We start from the raw sequence: 16078 nt of genomic DNA on the forward strand, positions 1-16078 counted from the left end.
CCGGACCCACGCCGACGGCGGTCGGCCCTATCGCGCCGTCGGCCGGGAAGGGGGGTCGGGCGGCGGGTGGAACGTCACGGGCGCGTTGAACGTGCCGACAGCGCCGAGGTTGGTCCCCGTGACATGGATCGTGGTGTCGCCGACGACCGCGCCGGAACCGACGATGGTGTACTTCCCCTCGGCGGACCCCGCCGGATCGGCGGCCGCGAGGAGCCGTCGTGCGAGCTCGACCAGCTCGTCGTCGACCCCGCCACCGTCGCGCAGGACGTCGCGCAGCCGCACCTCCCAGCGGCCCGGCTCGCCCTCGTGCGCCGTCAGCACCTCGCGGTCGCGCCGGGTGAGGCGGTCGCGGACCCTGTCGCGGAGGGCCGTGTAGAGATCGGAGACCGCGGCCTCGACACCGTCCCTGGTGGCCGCGAGCGCCCCGGCGCCGAGCGCGGCGACGACGACGCTCACCGCGTCCGTGATCGACATCCTGTCACCTCCTCCCACCATCTTGGCATGATCCACTGAGGACGGTCAGGGCGTGCGGTCCCGGTGGTTCGGGTCGGCGGTGGGAAGGTGGCCCGGACGCTCCTGCGCCCGGGCCACCGCGAGGTCTAGCCGACCCGCACGTCGTCGATCGCCCAGTACTGGTCCTACTGGTGCAGTGCGCGGTGCACCTGACCCGTCTGCTGGACGCCGCCCCCACCCGCCCGTCCCCGGTGGTGGCCACCACGTAGACCACGGCCTTGTCGCGCCTGTCGGCCCGGACCAGGATCAACGCGGTCCGAGTCGACCGGCGCGAGTCAGCCGGAGCTTCCAGATCCCGCCCGGATACCTCGTGGGTGGTTAGTTCCGTACTTACTGTTCAGGGGGAAATACCCGTTGCACCGGTGCCGGGTTTGCCGCACTATGGGTGGCTGAAGATCAGGAACTACGGGGAGATGCGAGCATGGCAGTCGAGATCTACGGCACCTGGTGGGTACCCGGGCGGGAGCAGAACACGCGGACTGGGGTCCTGAAGGTCGACGACCGCGGCAAGGGCGACCTCGAGATCGACGGCCTCATCCCCCTGATCGCGCACTGGGTACACGGCGGAGCCCAGCCGAGGTCAACGCCGGCGACCGCTCCGGTGGTGTACGGACAAGGGTTCTCCGGACAGAAGGTGACACTGCTCGGTGCGCAGAGCTTCATCACCGCCGTGCACGCCACGGCGGTGGTGATCGGGGGGCACGTGCCGGGAACCGACGACACCGTCGCCGGTGACGTGCCGATGTTCGCAGGCATCGACGTCGAGGTGGAAGACCTTCACGTGTTTGCGGCCCGCTCGTCGATCTCCCGCGTGCTCCTCGGCCGAGGCCCCCACACCCGAACGCCCCTGGCGTACTACAGCACGGTGTCCGACGAGACGGCGACGCTGAACGACGGTACGGTCGTCACGCTCGAGCGGACGATGATCTCCGGCGAGGACGAGACCCGAGCCGGCCTTCAGATCCGGCTGTCCGAGCGCACGCACCTGAGGTTCACGTCCCCCTCCGGTACCTTGATGAGTATCAACGCGTTCCTGAAGAACGTCGTGACCGTGCAACACCTGATCGCCTTCGCCGCCGGGCGCGAGTGCGCGATCCTGTCGTTGAAGCTGCTGCTCCCCGAGGCCCAGGCCGGACGCCCGGCGCCCCGCGCGGACCTGCACATGTTCCTCGGGACCGCGCCTGACCCGGCGGCCAAGGCGCTCCGCGTGGAGGACATGCTCTTCACGCTCACCGACGTGAACTTCTCCGAGATCGTGCCCCTGTGGGAGAACCAGAAGAAGAAGTTCGAGGGCGTCATCGCCGGCCTGCGCGGTGCCAGGATTTCCGACTCCATGGTGGAGACCCGGATGGTCAACGCCGCCACCGCCGCCGAGACCCTGCACACCGTGCTGGTCCCGAAGGCACCCGGGATCCCCGAAGCCGACTTCAAGCTGATCAAGAAGCTCCTCGTGGACACACTCCAGGAGGAGTCCGAGCTGTCCGAGCACGTCGGGTGGCTCAGGCTGCTCTTGTTCAACAGGCCGACGATGGAGGACAGGCTCTCTTCCCTCATCGAAGGCCTGCCAGCCCAGACCGCCGAGCGACTGCTCACGCCGGCGGGGGAGGACCACCAGCGGCAGGTGGCGGCGTGGGCCTGGGCGACGAAGAAGGCGCGCAACGAGGTCGCGCACACTTCGTTGACCAAGAACAACGACACCTTCGGCACCTACGTGACGATGAAGGCGACGACAGCGGTCGTGGAGCTCGAGCTCCTGTCCATTCTCGGGTTCGACGACGGGCACCTCCATGACGTGACCACACGCCGGTGGGGCGCCATCGCCGTACAGCTCCGCGACAACGTACTACCGGTCTACCTGGCGAAGAACCCGCCCCCGGCCCCGCCGGAGGAGCCCGCCGCAGACGGACAACTCCAGGCCGAGCCCACCCCGGTCGAACCACAACCCGAAGGCGAACCTGAAAAGGAGCAGCCAGCAAGCCAGCCAGAGGCGTGATCAGTTCGGGGAGTAGTCCCGTACACCGGGGACCTCCCCCGACGACCAGCACGCCTTGAGCAGGGCGGTCGCGGCCCAGGACCGAGACGAACCTCGCCCTTCTGTCGACCTGCGCCTGCCACCGAGCCGCGAGGACTCGATGGCAGGCGCAGGACGCCCTACGACTTCGTGGGCGGCTGCCCACCACGGGGTCCGACGGCTCCCCGACCCGCGCCCACGGCTGCCGCACCCTTGCCTTTGGGTTTGACGGCCGGGTCGGAAGCCCGCTGCAGAACCTTGTCCAGCGCCTCACCCAGTTTCTCGGGTGAGTCGCGGTAATCGCCCTCGCGGATCCGGTCGGCCAGCGCCTCAGCGAGGATCCGCCGTATCTTCAGTTCGAGGATGTCCTTCAGGTGCGACAACGCGCGCACGCCCATGCCGGCGAGCGTGGTCACGATGGTGGTCATGATGATGCCTGTGGTCACTCGTCTGCTTCTCCGGGCTCGGGACGGCGCGGCGCGCCCCGAGCTAGAGCAGGGCGAGTCCGCAGGACGTGGAGGTCTCCTGCGGAGCGGGCGGTGCGTGGGGCGAGTGCGGGGAGCGGGCACAGACCTCCCGGGCGGGTCGCGGGACTCAAGGACCGGCAGTGGCTGGGTGAGTAACTTCGGGCTGTGCTCCACGACGAGCGCGAGCATCTCCCAGAGGTGCTCACGCGAGGTTGCCACCGCGCTGAGGAACGCGACCACTCCAGCGAGTGCGGAGCCAGCCCCGTAGACCATAGACACGGCCGAGGCGGGCTTCCGGCGCTCGTCACGGGGCTGCGGGAACGTGTCGTTGGCTACCGGTCGGACCGTGGGCAGGTCCGGCGTCGTGGCCCGTGCCGCTATGGTGATCTCGGCGAAGTCCTCGGGGTCAGAAGGGGCGGCAGTCGCATTGCCGTCAAGGCGTGTGGAGGTTTCGACCTTTCGGGCGAGACCGACATGCCGCTAGCCTTGGCGTATGGACTCCAGCCCCGGTCCCGAAGTTCCCGCGGTCGATACCGATGCCTCCGAGCCCGCGACGTCGTCGGGCGAGGACCTTGAGGCGCCAGCGCGAGAAGCAATGGCCCGAAGGGGTTACGGGGCAAGGCTACGCGCGACGATTTCAGAGGTCGTCGCCTCTCCGAGCGCGTCATTGCGCAGGGAGTCGGCCACCGTGCTTGTCGGTCTGCTGGCGGCAGGCGCGGCTACTCCGATCATCGCCGCAGCACTCGGCGCCGATCCTGGCTTGACCGCCGGAGTTGGAGTTGTCGGGAACGTTGGTGCGAACATTTTGACGACGGTTGTCTGCGACGCTATCGCGCGAATTCGCGCCGCCGGTGAACGCGCCGAGCCGACAGTGGAGGAAGTGCGGCAAGCGGTCGCGGATCGGGTCGCTGCCGCGTTCGCGTCTGTCGGACCCGTCGACCGGGATCTGCGTGGCGAGGTGGTGGACCTGTTCGGGGCGGTCGATGCCACGCGTGTCGCGTTGGAGGTGGCTGTCACCGATGCCGAACTCGACACGGCCATGTCGCTTGCCTTGGTCGAGTTGGTCGAGATGTTCGGGGAGTTCGCCTATGTGCTGACCACTACCAGGCTCGGTGTCGAGCAATTGGCCCAGCAACTCCGAATGGGGGAGGCTCGCAGGGAAGCGGATCGCCAGCACGAACGGAGAGCGCAGGCTGACATCGGTCGGATCCTCGACATTGTCAGCAGTCGACAGGTTAGTTCAGCGATGGCCGTTCCTGCTGGCGTCGAAGCGGCGCCTCGGCGGTGGGAAGGCTGTCCATATCTGGGTCTGCAGTCTTTCCAGGAGCATCACGCCGCCGTGTTCTACGGTCGCAGAGCCATGACGGGTCGGCTCCTTGCGCGCCTTCGGGAATGCCTGACCGATCCAGGCCTCCTACTGGTGCTGGGGCCCTCTGGCGCGGGCAAGTCGTCCCTCCTGCGCGCTGGACTGATGACCGCACTGGCCGAGGACTACTTTGTGGCAGGCAGTCGGCTATGGCCCCGACGTGTGATCACACCTACCGTGGACCCCTTGCTCGAACTGGCCACCCACCTGGCGGACATGGCAGGCATCGACGCCATGGCTGTCCACCGCAGCTTGGCTGAACACCCCGACCGAGCCAACCTGCTGGTACACCAGATCCTGACCCGACAGAAGAATCTGCCGGGGCACGGCGGTCTCGACGACGAGGAGCCACGGCTGGTACTGGTGGTCGACCAGCTGGAGGAGATGGTCGTTCTCCTGGAAGACCGCGCCCGGCAGGAGACGTTCCTCACCGCTGTGGCAGCCATCGCCGCCGCCACGATGTCCGACGGGCGCCCAGCGGCTCTCGTGGTGGCCGCCATGCGGGGCGATTTCCTGGGCCAGGCGGTCGGGTTCGCTCCGGTGCGGCAATCGGTGGAGAAGGGCATGTTCACCGTCACCCCTATGGGTGAGGCCGACCTTGCCGAGGCAATTTCAGGTCCCGCCTCCGAGGCTGGGCGGTCAGTCCCTGTTGACCTGGTCGCGACGATCATCGAGGATCTGCGTGATCGGCGGGTCCAGGTGGGATTCGACGCCGGCGCGCTCCCGTTGCTCTCGCAGGTCATGTTCGTTATGTGGCAAGCTGGCGGACCCGCTGGATTGACCACTGAGTGCTACCGCCGTGTCGGCGGGGTGGCCAACATCGTGCAGACCAGCGCCGAGCGGGCCTACGGTGGGCTGTCGACAGCATTTCGAGATATCGCCCGCCGCGTGTTCGTCCATCTCAGCGCCGACGTCGACGGGACGCTCATTCGTCGTCCCATGAAGCTCTCCGAGTTGCGGACCGTCGTAGGTTGTAGCCCCGCCGAGCTGGATGAGGTCCTCAAGGCGTTCACTAGTCAGCGACTCCTTACGCGCAGCGATCCCGACGAGGTGACGATCGCACATGAGGGGCTTCTTCGTTCGTGGGACAGACTGCATGGCTGGTGGCGTCCCGACCCCGCAGAACAGAAACTTCATCGCACCGTTGTGAACCACGTCCACACATGGCGGGAGCACAACCGCGACGGGTCGTATCTATATTCCGGACGACAGTTGCGGCAGGCAAGCAAAGCGGTCGCGCGTTGGGCCGATGATCTCACCGGTGTTCTAAGCGTCGACGGCACCGTCCACGAGTTCGTCGCTGCCGGAAAACGTCGCCAACGCCGTCGCAAAGGTGTCATTGTCGGAGCTGGCATCGCTGTGGCCGGAATCTTGCTCAGCTGGATGCACTTCGCCGGAATTGACTCCGACCTTCTTGATCAACAACACGCGGAAGCGCTGTCCCGGCAGTTGGCCGCGCATAGCCGAAACGTGAGTTCGACCGACTGGAGCAAAGCGCAACGGCTGGCCGCGGCCGCGCTCCACTTCGCGCCGACCCGCGAGGCATCCGAGGCGGCAAGCGTGCTCCTTGAGCGGTCGGCGAACATCATCGGCCAGGAGGGGGCAGTCGTGGCACTGGCCTTCAGCTCAGACGGCCGACGGCTGGCAACTGGCACGGTCGGTGAGGAAGACGACACTGGAACGGTGAGGATGTGGGATGCCACGTCAGGGCGCGCCATCCGCAGGTTGCCGCTCGATCACACTGGATTCGTAGAGGAGCTCCAGTTCAGCTCCGACGGGCGTTTTCTCGCCACCGCCAACGGGGACGGAACCGTTGGCATTTGGGATCCCAACAGCGGGACCCCTGTCAAGGCGGCTCTTCCGATTGACGGTGCGAGCCGAACCGTGGCGTTCAGCCCAGACGGCAAACTTCTCGCGGTCGGCAGCACGCTGAATCCCGCCACGCCGCCGCCGTTGCTTAAGAGCGTCGAGCCTGGTGCTTCATCCGTACCGGGATCCCGGAACGCTGTTACCATCTGGGATCCGACGACGACGCGGCAGATCCGTCCGACGATCGCGTTGGCGGCCACCGTGAACGTGGTCAGATTCAGCCCTGATGGAAAGCTCGTGGCCGCAGCGGGTGAAGGGTCACAGGTGACGCTGGCTAATCCGGAAACGGGCCAACTCATCCGCCTGCTGAAGATCACCGACCGCCGTGGCGAAGTCCGCAGAATCGACGATATCTCTTTCAGCCCCGACGGACGGCTGCTCGCCACCTTCAGCAGCAGTTCATCAGTGAGTCTGTGGGACACGGTCACCGGAGAATCCGTCGCCGGGGACCTGATGGATAGCATCTCGCCGGTTGCGGTGAAGTTCAGCCCGGTCGGGGGACTCTTGGCGGTTGGCACCAGCGATGGAATCGTCTCTTTGTGGAACCTGACCGCACGGAAGGTCGAACGATCGTGGCCCGCCCATGGTGCGGGAACGTTGGCCTTCTCGCCCGATGGCAGGCGCTTAGCCATCGGCGGTTCCGATAGAACGACCTTGTGGGACGTCGACCTGGGCGTTCCCTCCAATTCGGCACTCGACTCCTACGACTCCGGGCCGTCCGCCGCGTTCACCCCCGACGGACGCTCGGTGATCACGACAGGCGAACATACACCCGATCGGGTAACAACGCTCGCGTTACGGGACATCAATAGCCTCACCATCCGAGCAACGCAGCCGGTGCCTGCGGTGGCACGGCCTGGCCGCCTGATTGTCGCCTCGGACGGATCAGTTCTGATCGGTACTGAAGGTGGATCGGTGTATCGATGGAGTGAGGGCAGCAAGGGTTACTTGAACCTCGCACCGCTCGCTGGCCTTGAGCAACGCACGCTTCTTGCCGTCAGCCCCGACGGACGGATCGCAGTTACCGCCGCGTCCACCGGTGACCCCAAGTCTCCTTACGGAGTTCGGCTGTGGAGCCTTGCCGCACTGTCGAGGCAGCCAGCGGTCTCACCATCGGAAGCGGGCGCGGCCGAGTCGCTAGGACCAGCTCTGGCTGGTCATACTGGCGAAGTCATCCGCGCGACGTTCAGCGCGGATGGCAAGCACCTGGCGACGGCAAGCAAGGATGACGCGGTCCGGCTGTGGGACCCCTCCACAGGAAAGCCCACCGGCGTGACTATCAGGCATGTCCCTGCGGCCCAGGTTCTAGCACTGAGTCCTGATGGCCAATACCTCGCCAGCGTCGCCGAAGACGCGCAAGTGCGGGTGTGGAACACCACGAACGGTACGCTCATCGGCTCACCGGCAGCGCGAGCAGACCTCGTCACGGGCAGTATCGTCTTCAGCCCCGATGGTAAACTCCTGGCCACCGGCGGCGAGGACAACGCCGTGCGACTGTGGAATCCACTGTCAGGGGAACCTGTAGGCGCTCCGCTGCTCGGCCATTCGGGATCAATCGGCGACCTCGCCTTCAGCCATGACGGACGTCTCCTGGTTTCCACCGCCGCAGACGGCTCAGCGAGGCTGTGGAACATCGACGTCTACAAGGATCCCCGATGGGAACTGTGCGGCCAGGCAGGCGAACTCAGTGCCGCAGATTGGCGGGTTTATGCCGCCGGCGAACACCGCGTGCCAATCTGCCACTGAAGGTCAATCCCGCTTAGGGTGTCAGTCTTGGTCGCGGCTCCCGGCGTCGACTACGGGCTGCACCACACTGAGAGGGGAGCCTTGATGGTGGTGTTGAGGTACGCCTGGGTTGATGCGAGCAGATCAAGCTGCTGGGGCGACGCCGCAGCGGCCGACAGCCCGGGCTGCACGATGACCATCTCTATCCTAGGGCGCAGCGCAGCGCCCTCGAACGTTCATGCAGTTCGTACAGGGTTCTGGGGTCGCCGACCTCGAACGGGCTGACTCCGTCTCGCTGTTCCTTCTTGGCGGCTCGGTCGGCGAGAGTCTGGAAGAATGGCAGCAGGTTGTTGCACCGCCACCTGATTGATTTCTGGGCTTGCCCGCATACCTCGTAGAGGTCCTCAACGCGGCGTCCGGGCGCATCGCCATGCGCGTACTTGCAGTGGACCAGCCAGATGGGCAGTCCGTCAGGGGCGATGCGTAGCGCCACGATATCGGCGATCTCGGTGTGCGGTTCCACAATGGGGTCTCCGACAAGCGGAGATAAAGGTCATCTTTGAGATCAATGGCCGAAACGAGTTCAACATGCCGCGATGAGGTCTCCTCGATTGGGAGATAGCTGGTGTTGCGTGCCGAGGAGCCGGCCTGGCAGCTCCGGCGTGAGCCCCTGCAGACCGAAATCGACTTCGGCACGTCTCCGGATCTGGACCTCACCTTGGACATATCAGAGAGCCTCATAGGACTTCTCAAACATCCGGGTCAGCCTGCTAACGAGCAGTTCGATCACGAGTGATGCATCGACTTCGTGAATCTCTCCGAGGGCTGGGGTCACCTGCGTCCGGAGGAGCTCCCGCCCGTTGGCAGCATGCTTGATGCCATAGTCCTCGATTTCATGCCCTCGGGCGAGCTACGCCTTGCGGCAGCTGATCCGTCGACGAGCACTGCAGCTTGGCGCCCCATCCAAGACGACGAGACGAGCCGGCAGATTCGCCGCCTAGCGGCCCACCTCTAGGACGTCGATGGTGAAGAGGCACCCGCCGCGATTAGCTCATCTCGCAGGAGGCCACGACCCAGCCCGCGCAGTGTCGCGGCCCCCGCGCCGACGGACCACCGACACCCCGATGGCCACGCCGATCAACACGAGTGCCGCTGTCATCGCGCCGACGACCAGCACCACTGTGCCGGGAGACACCGCTTTGCCCTTTGCGGTACCCGCCGATGGGCCGGACGGAGGAGCGCTGGCGGTCGGCGGCGATGGGGCCGACGACGGCGCAGAGATCAGCGGGTTGGCGGTCACGGCGGGCACGTCGGCGGTAACCGCCTTGTGCGGGTTGACGACCCCGTAGCCGTACAGCGGGTCGCGGCCGGGTTCGCCCCGGTCGTCGGCGGTGGAGATCAGGCGTGCGATGACGTTGTTGGCGTCGAGTTGCGGGTACTTGGACCAGATGAGAGCGACAGTCGCGGACACGAGCGCGGTGGCGTCGGAGGTGCCGTTCTCGATGAAGTATCCGCCGCCGGTCTTGGCCGAGACGATGTCGACGGCGGGCGCGGTGATGACGGTTTCGCGACCGTGACTGGACAGGGCCCAGTGGCCGCCGTCGCGGTCCACCCCTCCAACCGCGACGACCCCGGGGTACTGCGCCGGGGCGCCGACGTCCTTCCCTGTGTTGCCGGTGCCCGCGACGATGATGGCGCCCTTGCCCAGCGCATAGGTGGTGGCGTCACGGAAGCTGCTCAGGTCGGGCCCGACGCTGGAGACGTTGAGGATCTTCGCGCCGTGGTCGACGGCCCACCGGATGCCTGCCCCGAGGTCACCGTCGGTGTTTCCTGTCGAGAACCGCACGGGAAGAATCTTGGCTTTCGGTGCCAGGCCCAGGGCTCCGGACATGTTACCCGGGCCGTGGCCGTGGGCGGCGATGTCCGATGCCATGGCTGTGCCATGACCGCTGGGGTCCACCCGCCCGTCCCCCCCGGAGGCGGTGAGGTCGACACCGGGCAATACGTTGCCCGTCAGATCGGGGTGGTTGGCGTCCACCCCTGTGTCGATGACCGCGACGGTCACACCGTCGCCCTGACTGGCGGTGTGCGTCTCGCTGACGCGCAGGGTGCTCAGGTGCCATTGTTTGTCGCGGACGCTGTCGGCCCAGGCCGGTGAGCTGGCAGCCACGACCAGTCCGACGGTCGCGGCGACGAGGAGGGCCGGCCAGTGGGTGGCGCGGCTAGTCACGGGCAGGTCCGGCGAGTCGCACGCCTGTCATTGTCGACCACGCCGCCAGTTCGTCGCCGGTGAGCCCGTCGCGCCAGTCGCGGTCCTGCTCATCGACGACCGCATCGTCGGCGTCGTCGATGTACTCAAGTTCGTCGCCGTACGGGTGCGGGCCGGCGGTGTGGCTGATGCCGAGGAAGTCGAATAATTCGGTGTCGGCGGGACCTGGCTCCACAGCTTGGTCCTCGTGCTGCCAGCGGAGGGCTTCGGGGTCGGTGTCGTCGCTGGCTTTGCGCCGGCCACCGAGCACGGCGGGGGCGGTGTGGTTGTCCACGGCCAACCAGTTCTCGGTCGCGAGACTGTCGCGTCGTCTGCTGGTGGAACCTTGCGGGCCGACACCTGAGCCGTGACCGCCCGGTAGACCGGGGCCCCCGAGACCGCCGGGACCTGGCCGTCCCGCGCCGGCAACGGGCGTACCGGGCTGTCCTGGCCCTCGGAATGCGCCACCCGGTCCCGCTGCCGGTTGCGTTGTGCCCGTCGCACCCGCACCCGCACTCGCGCCCACGGACGTGGACCCTTGGCTGAGCCCGCCGGTGCCGCCGCCCGGGCCGGAGGAGGTGAACGTCTGGGGCGATCCGAAGCCACCGTCGCCGCCTCCGGCGAGGCCGGTGTCGGAGTCCTGGTGGCGCGGCAGATCCGTCCCGCTGTCGACCGGGGGGAACGCGACAGGCCCATCGGCCTCTCGGTCGACAACCGGCGATGGTGGCGAAACCACGCCACCGGAGTCGGGGTCGGGAGCTGCCCCTGGGGTGTGACCGAGGCCCTGACCTGCCTCGGTGCTGACCCAGTCCGGCTGGGACTGGTCCGTGCCCAATTCCTGCCCGCCGCTCCCTACCTGGCCGCTGATCTTGGGGTCCTGGATGCGGGTGTGGCTGCTCTGGTAGTCCCCGTCCAAGGCGATGAGAAGCTTTTGGGCTTCGGCCGCTTTGGCCTCCACGGTGCTCGGATCGTGTTCGATCGCGCTGAGCTTGGTCTGGGCCTCGGCGAGCGCGGCGGCGGCGCTATGGACCTGGGCGTAGTTGTGCTGATAGGTGCCGGCTTCACGTTCCAACGCGCCGATGTGACTGCCGAGTGCGGTGGTGACGGCCGTGCCGGTGCTGTCCGGCCACAGGCGGGCCAGTTCTGCGGCATGGGCGCGCAGGTCTGCGGCACGGCTGTACAGGCCGCGTGCCAGGGTCAGCCAGGCGTCGGCGTTGTCGTGCAGTTGCTGGGGGTCATCGGCGCGGATCATCTTCGCCAGCTGGGCGAACAGCGCCCGCCCGTCGAGCTCCGGCTCTTCGTACTGGGCCATCAGGTCACCACGCCTGTCCGGTGCGGTCGACGATGTCGGCGGATGCCGTGTCAGCTCCACCCGCGGATCGCACGGTGGTGGTGGCCTTGGTGATCAGGTCCGCGAATTCGGTGTCCAGGGACCGCACGATGGTGTGGGCGTCTTTGATCCCGTTGCGGCAGCGGCGGGCCAGTTCCAACGCCGAGGCGAGGTTGGAGGCGCCGGCGAAATGCTTGGCGTCGGCATCGAAATCGTGCTGCTTCCTACCCGTGCGCTCGTCGACGACCCGGGTGTCACCCAGCACTGTGTTCAGGCCGCCGAGTGTGGCCAGCAGTGCGGTCACCGCCACCGGATCGACTTGTGTTCCTTGCGAGTTGCCCGCCATGATGCCCTCCCCGTGAGCTGACGCCACCTCTCATCGATGACAGTGGTGGCGGCAGCGACCACCCTATGGGGATGGCGCAACTCGGACAAGGCCCGTCAAAGATCCGACAGATCCTGAAAGCCGGACACTACGTGAGGGACACGCGAAACGACCGGGCCGACTAAGGTGGGCTCTCGGCGCGCCGCACCACGGCACGGCCCCTGCCGGCCATCGGTTCTCGGCGCCGAGAGAAGGGCACGACCAGCCCTGGCGACGTTCGGTCGCCGGCACGCCGCACTGGTAGTGGCCGCACGGAAGGCGACAGCAGTTTGCACAGCGACATGACGGACAATGCGAGCATCGGTTGGGGGGATCATGCGGCAACCGGCTGACAGCGGCGGTAGGACCATCGTCGACCCGGGCGCGCTTCGCGCGCTCGGGGGCGAGGTCTGCGGGATCGGGAGCACGGTGGGCAACGCTCACTCCAAGGGCAAGAACCAGTTGACCCCGACCAGTGGAGCCGGCTCGGCCGCTGTCGCGGCGACCAGGCTCGCCGCCGAGCGGTGGTACATGGCACTTGCCGCCACGGCGTCGCGGCTGGCCGCTGCGGGCACGAACTTGACCGCGGCGGCCAACGCCTACCGCGGCACCGACCGGCAGGCCGCCGACGCGCAACTGCACCTTCACCAGTGGGTCGATCCCGACACCGGCCGGCCGGTCAACGCCCGATGAGCACGCTCACGATCCCGCAGCTGCTGGCCATGGACCCGGATGCGCTGCACCGGGTGCCGGGCGGCTGGACCGCGGTGACCGGGGTGCTCACCGACACCACCCACGACGTCGACCGGGTCAACCGCAAGCTCCCCGAAGCCTGGACCGACGGTCCGGCTGCGGCGACCGCGAGTGGTGCGATGCACGCCCTCGCCGACGACGTCCGTGACGCCGAATCCGCGCTGCGCCAGATCGCGATCGCGCTGGACTCCTTCGCGCAAGGCATGACGGCGCTGCGCCGCCGCGCGACCCAGGTGATCGGGGACGCGGAGGACTGCGGTTTCAGTTTCGACCGGGCCACCGGCCAGCTCACCCCGCCCGAACGCGGCCCCGGCCAGATGGGTCGGCCGGTGATGTCCCTGCGCGCGGTCATGGAGGACCTGGTCGACATCGTCACCAAGGCCCGCGCCCTCGACGACGCGACGGCCGCCCGGATCACCGCCGCGACCCCCGCCCCCGACGGCAGGATCCCGCGCCGTGCCGGCGGGACCCTCCTGGACCGCTCCGCGGTACAGGCGCAGGTCGGCAAGGACCCGCGAGCCGTCGCCGAATGGTGGCGGGGACTCACACCCGAGCAGCGCGGTTACGCGATCACGGCGCATCCGGACCTGGTCGGCTGGCTCGACGGCGTGCCGGCCCGCGAACGGGACCTGGCCAACCGGATCAACCTCGACAATCAGCGCGAGGCACTCGCCGCCCAGATCGCCGCCCTCAAGGCCCATGCGGCGGAACAACCCGCGGGCAGCTACGGCGACCTGCAGCGCGCGGCCCTACACAAGGCGGTCGGTGACCTGGAGAAGACAGCCGGGATCCTGGACCGCTACCATCGCCGGCTCGACCCCGCCGGTGACCCGCCGGTGCTGCTGCTGGGCATCGACTCCTCAGGTGACGGGCGGGTCCTGGTCTCCGTCGGTGACCCCGACACCGCCCGACACACCGCCGTGTTCGTGCCCGGAGTCGGCACCACGCTCACCGACAGCATGCTCGGCAACGTCGACCGCGCCGCCCGGCTCCAGGAGTCCGCCACCAACGCCGGTAGGGGCAGCGTCGCCGTCGTGGCCTGGCTCGGCTATGACGCCCCCGAAGTGGACCTCACCGCCGCGGGTTCGCACCGGGCCGAGGCTGGCGGGGCCGCCCTCGACCAGTTCGTCGGCGGGCTCCGCGCCACCCACGACGGGCCACCGACGCACCTGACCGCAGTCGGGCACAGCTACGGGTCGACCGTGATCGGGCAGGCTACCCAGGTCGGCCACCTCGCCGTTGACGACATCGTCACCGCCGGCAGCCCCGGCATGGACGTCACCCGCGCCACAGACCTCAACATCGACCCCCGCCACGTGTACTCAGGCGCGGCCGACGACGACCCTGTGCCGAAGGTCGGGGGTCTGGCCCACTTCGTCCCACCCAGCGAATCGCAGTTCGGCGGCAACGTCTACACCGTCGACACCAGCGGGCACAGCGGATACTGGGAACCGGGAAGTGAGAGCCTGAAGAATCAGAGCGCCGTCATCGCCGGCGACTACGAGCGCGTCAAGGTCAAGGTCAGGACACAGTCGTGAACACGAACACACTTCGTCGCGCAGTCAGCATCCCGATGGCCGTCGCCATGGGAGTCCTGCTGCTCGTCGGATGCAGTGACAAGGAGAAGCCCTTGCAGACTCGCAGCCAAGAAGACGCCAGCCAGCAGGTCGAGGCATACTTCCAGGCCCAGTCCACCACCGTGCACGGCCAACCCGACGCCGGCAAGAAAACCGGCATCGGACCGGCACCGTGCGAGGGGAAGGGCGGCGAAACCGCCGACGACGAGCGCTACTACATCCAAGGCACCTACCAGTTGCCGTTCCCGACCGGCCAGACCCAGCAGACAGTCGTCGACACCCTCCAGAAGTCCTGGAACACCCAGGGATACGAATACCCCGAACCCCTGAACAAACTGCCAAGCGGCGACCTGTCCGTCACCGCACGCAACCCCCGAGACGGATTCCAGATCTCCATCACCGGCTACGAGAAGTACGTCGGCGTACTGATCTTCTCCCCGTGCTACCAGCCGCCGAAGATCGGCAACTGACCTGCCCGTCACCGCCCGCCCACATCCGACTCGCCACGCGGTCGTCGAGCACCAGGTACCTGCCTGGCCGTCGCCGGCGTTGTACGGGGCCGGAGGCCACCGACCGTTTGAAAACTACGACTTGTAACCCCTAAGTAGCCTCGTGCCCATGCCAGCTGTCCCAGACGCCGAACCCGCCGACCAAACCGGCGACGAGACGCCAACGCGACGCAGCCCGCAAGCCACCCCACCGTCAGCCAACACCGCTCGGCCAGCGGGAGTCCGCCGCGGCCTATTCACCGCACAACATCCGACGCTGGTCGCCGAGTGGGCCGCCGACCTCAACGGACCCATCCCAACCACACTGACGGCGGGATCGAGCCGTCGGCCCTGGTGGCGATGCGGCCAGTGCGGCCACACCTGGCAGGCAGTCATCGGCGTACGGGTACGCACCGGCACAGGCTGCCCCGCCTGCGCCCCGGCGCGCGGAATCGCCACCCGCCAGGCCGGACGGACCATGGCGGAGGCGCGCCCAGACCTGGTCGGTGAATGGGACCACGAGCGAAACGACCTCGACCCACAAACCGTCACCGCCGGATCTGGGCGCACCGCCTGGTGGCGGTGCTCGGAGTGCGCATGGCGCTGGCAGGCCCAGATCGCCTCACGCGTCCGGATCCTTCAAGGCACCGGCTGCCCGGCATGCGCCGGCCGGCACCGTCAACCCCTGTCCGAAACCCACCCGCACCTGACAGCCCAATGGGACAGCGACAACAACACGGTCGAACCAGACGAGGTCACCGCCGGATCCCCACGGACCGTCGCCTGGAGATGCGGCCGCGGACATCACTGGACCGCGCAGATCGCCTCCCGAGCCAAAGGCGGAGGAGGGTGCCCACGCTGCCCGCGCACCCCCAACCCGCCTCTAGCGGCCACCCACCCCTGGCTCGCCACCGAATGGGAAGCCAACACCAACGGACCGCTGCGCGATCACATCACCTCCGGCGCCTCAGACATCGTCGGCTGGCGCTGCGAACAAGGACACCAGTGGGTCGCGTCCATCAAAGCCCGAGCCGTCGGGGCCTTTCCATGCCCCGAATGTCCGACCGACAACAGGCGCCAACCCGGCACTCCGATGGCAGCGAAACTCAACCCTGACCAGGTCCGCGCCATCCGCGATGACCCCCGCCCGACCCATGAGGTCGCGCACACCTTTCACGTCACCACCAGCACGATCCTGCGCATCAGAGCCGGACGCGCTTGGAAGGACCTCAGCTGAGCAGCCCTCCTGGAAACGCCGCCATGCCCATCACCGGACGAACTGCTGAGGTGTGACCGAAGGCGACCAGCTCGATGTCCCACAGGCGGCCAGCTAGCGGGGGAGTCGCGCGGTAGCCGGGATGGTCACG

General features: G+C 67.7%; 12 protein-coding genes. 6 read left to right on the forward strand and 6 right to left on the reverse strand.

What is annotated here, in order from left to right; genetic code table 11:
• Positions 1–27 precede the first annotated feature (27 nt).
• A complete protein-coding gene (locus PT931_RS19865; RefSeq protein WP_456247233.1) occupies positions 28–474 on the reverse strand; it encodes a hypothetical protein in 447 nt (148 codons plus the stop codon).
• Between the two features lie 460 nt (positions 475–934).
• On the opposite strand from PT931_RS19865, the gene PT931_RS19870 reads away from it, so the two are divergent.
• Positions 935–2506 (forward strand): ApeA N-terminal domain 1-containing protein, encoded by a 1572-nt coding sequence (locus PT931_RS19870; protein WP_456247234.1) that lies wholly within the window; start codon positions 935–937, stop codon positions 2504–2506.
• A 158-nt stretch (positions 2507–2664) separates the two neighbouring features.
• Here the strand turns inward: PT931_RS19870 and PT931_RS19875 are convergent, their stop codons facing one another.
• On the reverse strand, positions 2665–2970 hold the full coding sequence (locus tag PT931_RS19875; protein ID WP_456247235.1) for a hypothetical protein: 306 nt from the start codon (positions 2968–2970) through the stop codon (positions 2665–2667).
• A gap of 514 nt (positions 2971–3484) precedes the next feature.
• Here PT931_RS19875 and PT931_RS19880 point away from each other — a divergent pair.
• Positions 3485–7972 carry an nSTAND1 domain-containing NTPase gene (locus PT931_RS19880; RefSeq protein WP_456247236.1) on the forward strand — a complete coding sequence of 1496 codons (4488 nt, stop codon included), beginning with the start codon at positions 3485–3487 and terminating at the stop codon, positions 7970–7972.
• 181 nt (positions 7973–8153) lie between these two features.
• Here PT931_RS19880 and PT931_RS19885 read toward each other — a convergent pair whose 3' ends face one another.
• From PT931_RS19885 to PT931_RS19900, 4 genes are all read right to left on the reverse strand, one after another.
• Positions 8154–8474, reverse strand: a complete 321-nt coding sequence (locus PT931_RS19885; protein WP_456247237.1) for a hypothetical protein — start codon at positions 8472–8474, stop codon at positions 8154–8156.
• A gap of 528 nt (positions 8475–9002) precedes the next feature.
• Entirely contained in the window at positions 9003–10181 is a 1179-nt protein-coding gene (locus tag PT931_RS19890; protein ID WP_456247238.1) for a S8 family serine peptidase, read from the reverse strand.
• The gene (locus PT931_RS19895; RefSeq protein WP_456247239.1) at positions 10174–11511 is read right to left on the reverse strand and encodes a hypothetical protein; all 1338 of its coding nucleotides are present in this window, start codon (positions 11509–11511) and stop codon (positions 10174–10176) included. Before PT931_RS19895 ends, PT931_RS19890 begins: the two co-directional genes overlap by 8 nt.
• A gap of 4 nt (positions 11512–11515) precedes the next feature.
• The gene (locus tag PT931_RS19900; protein WP_456247240.1) at positions 11516–11875 is read right to left on the reverse strand and encodes a hypothetical protein; all 360 of its coding nucleotides are present in this window, start codon (positions 11873–11875) and stop codon (positions 11516–11518) included.
• Positions 11876–12229: 354 nt separating this feature from the next.
• Here PT931_RS19900 and PT931_RS19905 point away from each other — a divergent pair, with 354 nt between their 5' ends.
• From PT931_RS19905 to PT931_RS19920, 4 genes are all read left to right on the forward strand, one after another.
• Positions 12230–12586: a hypothetical protein gene (locus PT931_RS19905; protein WP_456247241.1), complete on the forward strand. Its 357-nt coding sequence runs from the start codon at positions 12230–12232 to the stop codon at positions 12584–12586.
• On the forward strand, positions 12583–14184 hold the full coding sequence (locus PT931_RS19910) for an alpha/beta hydrolase (RefSeq protein ID WP_456247242.1): 1602 nt from the start codon (positions 12583–12585) through the stop codon (positions 14182–14184). The genes PT931_RS19905 and PT931_RS19910 overlap by 4 nt, the downstream gene beginning before the upstream one ends.
• On the forward strand, positions 14181–14693 hold the full coding sequence (locus PT931_RS19915) for a hypothetical protein (protein WP_456247243.1): 513 nt from the start codon (positions 14181–14183) through the stop codon (positions 14691–14693). The genes PT931_RS19910 and PT931_RS19915 overlap by 4 nt, the downstream gene beginning before the upstream one ends.
• A 148-nt stretch (positions 14694–14841) precedes the next feature.
• The gene (locus PT931_RS19920) at positions 14842–15948 is read left to right on the forward strand and encodes a zinc-ribbon domain-containing protein (protein WP_456247244.1); all 1107 of its coding nucleotides are present in this window, start codon (positions 14842–14844) and stop codon (positions 15946–15948) included.
• The last annotated feature ends 130 nt before the right edge of the window (positions 15949–16078 follow it).

Source organism: Longispora urticae, from assembly GCF_053902585.1.